The organism is Vibrio sp. Vb0888, from assembly GCF_033338835.1.
Classification (GTDB): Bacteria; Pseudomonadota; Gammaproteobacteria; order Enterobacterales; family Vibrionaceae; genus Vibrio; species Vibrio alginolyticus.
On record NZ_JAWOTL010000061.1, the window covers coordinates 1 to 1,963 of the forward strand.

General features: G+C 46.7%; 3 protein-coding genes. 2 read left to right on the top strand and 1 reads right to left on the bottom strand.

Annotated features, from left to right (window positions below; all coding sequences use genetic code 11):
• Positions 1–673, top strand: a 673-nt coding sequence (locus R7P72_RS23740) for an ABC transporter permease (protein ID WP_318110789.1), incomplete at its 5' end; no start/stop codon positions are given.
• Positions 673–1,704, top strand: a complete 1,032-nt coding sequence (locus R7P72_RS23745) for an ABC transporter ATP-binding protein (protein WP_318110790.1) — start codon at positions 673–675, stop codon at positions 1,702–1,704. The genes R7P72_RS23740 and R7P72_RS23745, both read left to right, overlap by 1 nt.
• Before the next feature lie 154 nt (positions 1,705–1,858).
• Here R7P72_RS23745 and R7P72_RS23750 read toward each other — a convergent pair.
• The coding region (locus R7P72_RS23750) for a hypothetical protein (RefSeq protein WP_318110791.1) at positions 1,859–1,963 on the bottom strand (105 nt) is incomplete at its 5' end.

The window sequence follows — 1,963 nt, forward strand, 5'->3', positions numbered from 1 at the left end:
CTGGACACCAGAATTCCGTGAGTATGCGTGGAACAGTCTTGTTGTGTCTGTCATTGCTGCGATCATCGGCGTGGCTGTTGCTCTTATTGTTAACTTTACCCACCGAGTCAATGGCAAACGTGAAAGCCTTGCTTTTATGCGCCTTTCCTCAATGGGCTACGCAGTACCTGGAACGGTATTGGCTATCGGCGTGATGGTTGCCGTGCTGTTTATGGACTATCGCGTAAACGATATTGCGAAGGCGATGGAATGGGGTAGGCCGGGACTGATTTTCTCAGGCTCAATGTTTGCGTTGATCTTTGCGATGGTGGTGCGTTTCTCAGCTGTTGCGATTGGTAGTATCGAAAGTAATCTAAATAAAATTTCTCCATCGTTAGATATGGCGTCACGCACGATGGGATGTACGCCAAATACGATGCTGTGGCGAGTGCACTTTCCACTGGTAAAACGTGGTGCACTGATTGCGGCATTGTTGGTGTTTATTGAGTCGATGAAAGAGCTCAATGCCTCTCTGCTTCTGCGTCCATTCAATTTTGAAACACTGGCAACATACGTATATAACTTTGCCTCGGATGAGCATTTAGAATTGGCAGCTCTGCCTGCTGTATTGTTGGTTCTTGTTGGGTTGATCCCGCTTGTTGTTGTTAACCGTTCACTGGAGCAAAATCACTGATGAGCTGCGCACTATCAATTAAAAACCTAACTTGCCAATACGATGCTCAAACCGTTTTAGAGTCTTTGTCGCTAGAAGTGGAACAGGGGCAAATCGTTTGTCTTTTAGGGGCGAGTGGTTGTGGCAAAACGACATTGTTGAAAGCGATTGCTGGTTTGCTGCCTCTTACTTCTGGTCAAATGAGCTTAAATTGTCAGACGATTGATGATGGTGAAAATTGGTTGCCGCCAGAAGAGCGCAATATCGGAATGATCTTCCAAGATTATGCACTATTTCCTCATCTGACAGTTGCGCAAAATATAGCCTTTGGCTTGAAGCATCAATCTGCACAAGAAAAGCGCGCGAAAGTCGATGAAATGCTAGAACTCGTGCACCTTCAAGGTTACGCCGATCGTTATCCACATCAGCTTTCTGGTGGACAACAACAGCGCGTTGCGATTGCCCGTTCTCTGGCTTACAGCCCTGATTTACTGCTTTTGGATGAACCGTTTTCCAATATTGATACTCAGGTTCGTCACGAGTTAATCAGCGAGATCCGTAAGATTTTTAAGGCACAAGGCGTTACTGCGATTTTCGTGACTCACAGTCGTGAAGAAGCATTTGCGTTTGCCGACAAGATGGCGGTGATGAACCACGGTGTTATTGAGCAATACGGCACGGCTTCAGAACTCTACTACCAACCTTCGAGCAAGTTTGTTGCAGACTTCTTAGGTGGTGGTAGCTACCTAGCCGCAACGCGCATTTCAGATACGGAATACGAAACCCATATTGGTGTAGTTGAGGCGAGTACGCAGCAAGAGATTCAAATGCAATCTGCTTGTTCATTACTACTGCGACCACAACATGTCCAAATTCAATCGGATGAAGACAGTGCGGTCACTGTGCTTGAGCAGCACTTCATGGGTGATCATTGTCGTTATGTGATTGATGCTAATGGTGATCGTCTACTGGCTATCGCATCACAGCCGCTTCATATCGGTGAGCGCGTTGCTGTGAAGATCGAAACTCAAGGCGTGCTAGCGTTCGCTTAATGCCTCTGCATACGGGATTGCGAATCCATTCTCGATTTGTAGATATAAAAAAGCCCGGCAGTGATGCCGGGCAAGTGCTCTTCTCCTGTTGATGATCGCCTTTTCCAGACAGCGTCGGCTCTCATCATTGTGCTCGAAGCGGGCACAAGGTCAGTTATAGAGACAAGAAGTCTTTAAACTGTTGAAGAACACGTTCCGCAGTGTCCTTATCTTGCATTTCTGCAAAAATACGTAGTAATGGCTCAGTACCAGAGAAGCG